Raw genomic sequence first — 5,813 nt, 5'->3', positions numbered from 1 at the left:
CGGGAGAGCAGATGGCAATGGGTGCAGCGAAGCCTCCAGATATCGCCGTGCAGTTCAAGGATGTGACGCGAGCCGGCTTGTCGATGAAGGCCGTCGACATTCTGTGTGATGAGGCAAAAACGGGACACCTTCGATTCGAACGCAGCGATGGCATGATGTGCGGCGTTGGGCGATTTTCCAGCGATCACTTGCCGGCGCCAGTCGTACCATTCCCAGACAAGCCGTGGATTCCGTTCAAACGCTTCAGGCGTCGCGAGGTCTTCCGATCGGAAATTACGCCACAAGCCGTCAGCCCCGCGAAAGGTCGGGACGCCGCTGTCCGCGGAGATGCCAGCGCCGGTCAAAATCGTGACTGCGCGGGCTGAGGCCAGCCGCTCGCGGGCTTCCTGAAGTTGCGTGTCATGGTGCATGGCGCGGGTAATAGCCTTACCGGAGTTGCGCAGCCGTTTTGTCAGGCGGTTGGAACTTCTTGTCTCGTCCGAGATAGTCTTCGGGCGTGGCCACGTCTTCATTGAGCCATTCGATCACGGCAACCCAACCGAGGCTCTCCGGATCTTTCGGAAGATAATCCGGTACGACGGCAAGGACATGATATCCGCACTTGAGTTGGAACGACAACGTAGGATCCTTGATTTCTCCGCGAACGACCTTGATGACATATTCCTCCGCGCTCATGCGATCGGCGTAGCGGTGGTAATTCCGCAGGCGACCACCGGCTCGAATGCGGAGCAGCTTCAGCTGCCTGGCCAAGTTCAGCCGCGCATCGTAGATTTTTGTTCCGATACCCTGGCGTTGCCTGGTCGGAGAGACCATGACGTCCGCGCTGTAGAGGGTACGACCCCTTACAGGATCGTGGTTCGTGAACGTCCCGTTATTGGTGAAGTCCCGCCAGTTGGTCTGCATATCGTAGTCGTCCCAGAGGACGATTAGACTGGCGGCCATTCCGACCAGTTTTTCCACTCGCGTATCGATCGCAACGAACTGTCCTTCCGGAAATACGCGAAGCTGCGAAGCCAGCTGTGCTTCGGTATAGGGAGGACCGAAGGGATAAATCTGACGGGAGAGTTCAATGATGTGGGGAAAGTCGCGAGGCTCTGTGTTTCGGATGATGATGCGGGAAGTTGAAGCCGTCATAAGCAGATCACCGGTGTGTCAGGGCTGCATACGATAAGCCGAGGGATAGGCCAAAGTCCAGCCATCTTCGTGGACCTGTTGCTTCGGGCTGAAATCTCCACTACTCTTGGCGCAGCTCCCTGGAAGTGTTAGTCACGATCCTGTTCATTGAGGAAGAAGAGAAGGATGGGAAAGGGATGAAAGAGATTATGGTCGTAGGCGCCGGATCCGTCGGAGGATTCTTCGGTGCCCATTTGGCGAAGAACAACGAACACGTCTCATTTCTCCTTCGCCCCAACACGCTGACGGCGGTCCAGAAGCATGGCCTGACCATCCGGAGTGCTGCCGGCACCTTTACGGTTCGACCGCAAGCCGCGACGGATGCGAGACAGCTACCCCAACCTGATCTGATCATCCTGGCGGTGAAGGCCTACGATTTGGATGAGGTGCTCACTCAGATCGAACCCGTGCTGACCGAGAAAACCGTCCTCCTGACGTTGCAGAACGGAATCGACAACGAAGATCGGATCATTGCCCGATTGAAGCGTGACTGTGTGGTCGGCGGCGTGGCATTCATCTATTCGAAGATTGTCTCACCCGGCGTCATTGATCATTACAAGAAGGGGGCGGTTGCGATCGGGGAATTGATGGGCCATGAGAGTGAACGTGTCCTACAGATTCGGGATCTCTTCAGCGCCGCCGGCATTCCTTGCCAACTGTCCAAAGACATCAGGCGCAGCAAATGGGAAAAAATGTGCTGGAACTGTGTTTTCAATCCGCTTACCGTCCTGATCGACGATAAGGTTTCAAAGGCGCTCGAGCATCCGGAGATGATGGGCGTCATACGACAAATCGTCGGCGAAATCATGGCCGTGTCGGCAACCATGAAGGTCCCGTTGCCGTCGGACATGGCTGATCGCGTCGTGACATGGACGCAGGAGATCCGTGATATCCATACCTCAATGTACGATGACTGGAAAGCAGGACGCAGAACGGAGATCCGCAATCTGAACGGCTATATCGTCGACCAAGGGCGGGCACACGGTATACCAACACCGGTCAATGAGGCGTTGACAGCTATGATCAAGACTATTACTGAGAAAGAAAAGACAGGACCCGGCATCGTACGAATTGATGGTGCCGTGGTGCAGCCGGTATCGCTAGACCGGCCAGCGTTGCAGCAATTGCGTAATGAACATCAGGTTAAGGACGTGAATACCGTCATGCCGAGCATGAAGGGGCGAGCGATCAAGGTGAAGGGACTGCTGGATATCCCGGCGTTGGATGTTCAGGCCGATCACGTGACTTTTCACTCGAGCGACGGCAAGTATGCTGCAACTTTGACGCTTCGTCAGGCCAAGGATTTCGGGCTACTGCTCTATGAGCTCAACGGCGAGCCGTTGCCGGACGGAAAGGGCGGGCCATTCCGCTTAATTACTCCCGGCCTCGGCGACCTTTGTGCCAATGTGAAGGGAGTCGGTCGTATCGAGGTGCGTGTCGGCACAGGCAAGGACACCAGACCATCCGAGCGGCCGCCGGAATGTACGTCTGAGCCATCGCCGAAGTAAAGTCATTGGATGACGTGAATCGCCTTCCACCGTTCCGACCGGTAGCGCCATAGCATCAACGCCATACGTACCGTCCAATCAGCGATCATTGCCAGCCACACATACAGTACTCCCAGGTTAAGCCAGACGCCGACCACGAACGCAATCGGCACGCGAACCGCCCACATGCCGATAGTGGTGGCCCACATGATGAAATGTGTGTCACCGGCTCCGCGCAGTGAACCGGCCAGGACCATCGTAAGAGCCAGCGGAATTTGCAACAGTGCGACGATCTTCAGGAAGATGGTCCCCAGTTCGATGACCCCCTCATCGCTGGTAAAGGCGCGGAGAAGGAAATAGGGAAAGAAGAAAAAAATCAGTCCCATTCCTGACATGATAAAGGCTGCCATCCGGTTGGCCTCCCAGTTCTCAAGCTTAGCCCTCGTATATTTGCCTGCGCCGATGCTCTGACCGACCATCGTGGCGGCGGCGATGGCAAATCCATAACCGGGAAGAAACGAAAAGGACTCAATCGACAGGCCGACCTGATGGGCGGCATAAGAAACCGTTCCATATAGCAGAACGATCTTCGTAAAGATCAGAACGCCGGCTTGTTGGACGACCCGCTCTCCTGAAACCGGCGCTCCAACCTGCCAGATGGACTTGAACAAGTCGAAACGAATCCGGGGAGATAAACATAAGTGACGTCTGCAACGTATCAATAGGTACAGAACACCGGCTGCTTCAGCAATACCGACGGCCACCGCAGCTCCCTTCACCCCCAGAGCAGGAAAGTTCCATCGGCCGTAAATCAACGGATAGGCGATAGCAATATGCAGCACGTTAACCACGATCATGGCGAACATCGGTGTTTTGGTATCGCCGGTGCCTTGCAGGACGGAAGAGAAGACTTGAAGGAGGACCGTGAAGGGAATCACGAGAAAAATCAGTGTCGAGTATGGGAGTGCCAATACGATAACGTCCGGAGCAGCTCCTAGGAGTTGCATGGCATATCGATTGAGTGAGATTCCGAAGGCCATGAGGCCGAGTGAGACGACGATGGAGAGTCCCAGGAAATGGAGAGCTGCCTCACCCGCATCGCGTTTTCGGCGAGCGCCCCACAGCTGGGCGACAATGACGTTGGTTCCGACAGAGAGGCCTGAGACCAACGTAGTGGCGATGAACGCCAGCAGTTGGCCCAATCCGACGGCTGCGATTGGAATGGCACCTAGCCCTCCGACCAGGAAGACCGCGACAATCCCTTCCGTCCGTTGAAGCAGGCTACTGACCGTAACGGGGAGCGCCAGCGTCATTACGGACTTTCTGATGTGAGAGATCCCGTTCGCCATCCGGCCCATCCTAGCAGAACCGTGTTGCGCTCGGCCTGGACAAAGTATGTGAGCTTCGATTAGGGTCTGACTGCCATGACTGATTCTTCCGATCTTTCAACCGCCGACGTGTCCGTACCGCCGCGGCTGTCGAAGTCGAAATTTCTCTCTGGGCTGCAGTGCCACAAACGGCTCTACCTGGAGATATACCAGCCGCAATTGGCGACGCCGCCTGACCTTTCAACGCAAGCCATCTTGGACATGGGCACCGAGGTCGGCGAATTGGCACGGAGGCGATTTCCCGGCGGGTCTCTTGTAACGGCTGGATATCGACAGCGGGAAGCGGCTCTTGCGCAGACGGCCGACCTTCTTCGCGATCCACGCGTCCCCGCGATCTTTGAAGCGGCCTTGCAATACGGGGGCGTCCTGGTCCGGGTCGACATTCTCGAGCGGGTGCAAACGGGGGAGGGAGAACAGCCAACCTGGCGTCTGATCGAAGTGAAATCTTCGACGCGCGTGAAGGACGTACATCTCGACGACTTGGCGATCCAGAGTTATGTCCTGATAGGTGCCGGTCTCAGTCTCGCGGGAACCAGTCTCATGCACATTGATACCGGTTACCAGTATGACGGCGGCGAGATAGACCTGGAACGATTGTTTGCGATCGATGACGTCTCGGACATGGTCGCGACCAGACGGGCTGAAGTAACGGAACGGCTGGCTCTGATGAAGGCGGCATTACTCGAACCAACTCCGCCTGCAATCGAACCGGGGCAGCATTGCCATAGTCCCTACGAATGCCCGTTCTGGGCGCATTGTACCAAGGAGAAACCGGCGCGCTGGATTTATCATTTGCCTGGTGCGAAGCAGACAGTCAGTCGACTGGTTCAACAGGGTGTCGCAACCATCGATGAGATTCCCGACGGCACGGCGCTGTCGCCGGCTCAGCAGCGTGTGAAGGACAATGTCGAGTGGGTTTCAGGCAAGTTGGCTTCGGTGCTCCGGTCCGTTCAGTATCCTGTGCATCACCTCGATTTTGAGACGGTCATGCTCGCCGTCCCTCGTTATCCATCTACGCGGCCGTATCAATCGATCCCCGTGCAATGGTCGAACCATATCGAAGACGAGTCAGGCCAAGTCATCCACCATGAGTTCCTCCACGGTGAGGTCACCGATCCTCGCCGGCAGTGGGCCGAAGCATTGATCGAGTCACTGGGAGTGAAAGGCAGCATCGTGGTGTATTCCGCATATGAGGAAGCGATGATGAGGCAACTCTTCGAGGCCTTCCCAGAATTCGCCTCGGCTTTCCGGTCGATTATCAAGCGCTTGTGGGATCTCCATCCTGTCATCAAGTCGCACTACTACCATCCGGGCTTTCAAGGGTCCTACTCGATCAAGTCGGTGTTGCCCGCGGTGGTGCCGTCGATGGGCTATGACGATTTGGCGATTCGAGAGGGAGGCCATGCTGCCAGCGAATATTACCGAATGGTATTCGCTGAGACCGACTGGGTAGAAAAAGCGGCGATCAGGGACTCACTGTTACGCTATTGCGCCAGGGACACAATGGCGATGGTAGAACTGCGACGGGTGTTGGGGGAGAAGGCAAAGGGGAGGGGATGAACGTCGAAGGGGTTTATCCGCCGGCGATGATGAAGAGAGGCTATGCCTGGTGAGTCGGCGGGTCACACGAAGTGCGGTATGGCGGAGAGGGTGGGTATTCGAAGTCGCGCTAAGGTGCTTCGCACGCGCTCCTACAAGGGGGCCAGCCCCCTTGTAGCAACCCCACGCAGGGGAACATTTCCCCCGCTGCCCCCCTTGTTCGAAT

Annotated in this window: 5 protein-coding genes; 2 read left to right on the top strand and 3 right to left on the bottom strand. The window is 56.6% G+C overall.

Annotated elements, in window-relative coordinates:
• Both ACWVCN_RS05290 and ACWVCN_RS05285 read right to left on the bottom strand, forming a co-directional pair.
• Window positions 1-410 (bottom strand): Sir2 family NAD-dependent protein deacetylase (locus tag ACWVCN_RS05290; RefSeq protein WP_455244480.1); only part of this gene is annotated, 410 nt, incomplete at its 3' end.
• Window positions 411-426: 16 nt separating this feature from the next.
• The gene (locus ACWVCN_RS05285) at window positions 427-1,134 is read right to left on the bottom strand and encodes a GNAT family N-acetyltransferase (protein ID WP_455244479.1); all 708 of its coding nucleotides are present in this window, start codon (window positions 1,132-1,134) and stop codon (window positions 427-429) included.
• Between the two features lie 176 nt (window positions 1,135-1,310).
• Between ACWVCN_RS05285 and ACWVCN_RS05280 the strand changes: the two genes are divergently transcribed.
• The gene (locus ACWVCN_RS05280; RefSeq protein WP_455244478.1) at window positions 1,311-2,681 is read left to right on the top strand and encodes a 2-dehydropantoate 2-reductase; all 1,371 of its coding nucleotides are present in this window, start codon (window positions 1,311-1,313) and stop codon (window positions 2,679-2,681) included.
• A 2-nt stretch (window positions 2,682-2,683) separates the two neighbouring features.
• Here ACWVCN_RS05280 and ACWVCN_RS05275 read toward each other — a convergent pair whose 3' ends face one another.
• Window positions 2,684-4,009: an MATE family efflux transporter gene (locus tag ACWVCN_RS05275; RefSeq protein WP_455244476.1), complete on the bottom strand. Its 1,326-nt coding sequence runs from the start codon at window positions 4,007-4,009 to the stop codon at window positions 2,684-2,686.
• A 75-nt stretch (window positions 4,010-4,084) separates the two neighbouring features.
• On the opposite strand from ACWVCN_RS05275, the gene ACWVCN_RS05270 reads away from it, so the two are divergent.
• Complete coding sequence (locus ACWVCN_RS05270) at window positions 4,085-5,608, top strand: DUF2779 domain-containing protein (RefSeq protein WP_455244475.1); 1,524 nt, start codon at window positions 4,085-4,087, stop codon at window positions 5,606-5,608.
• The last annotated feature ends 205 nt before the right edge of the window (window positions 5,609-5,813 follow it).

The organism is Petrachloros mirabilis, assembly GCF_975968855.1.
Note: the sequence above shows the minus strand (reverse complement) of the source record. Positions and strands in the feature narration are given on the sequence as shown.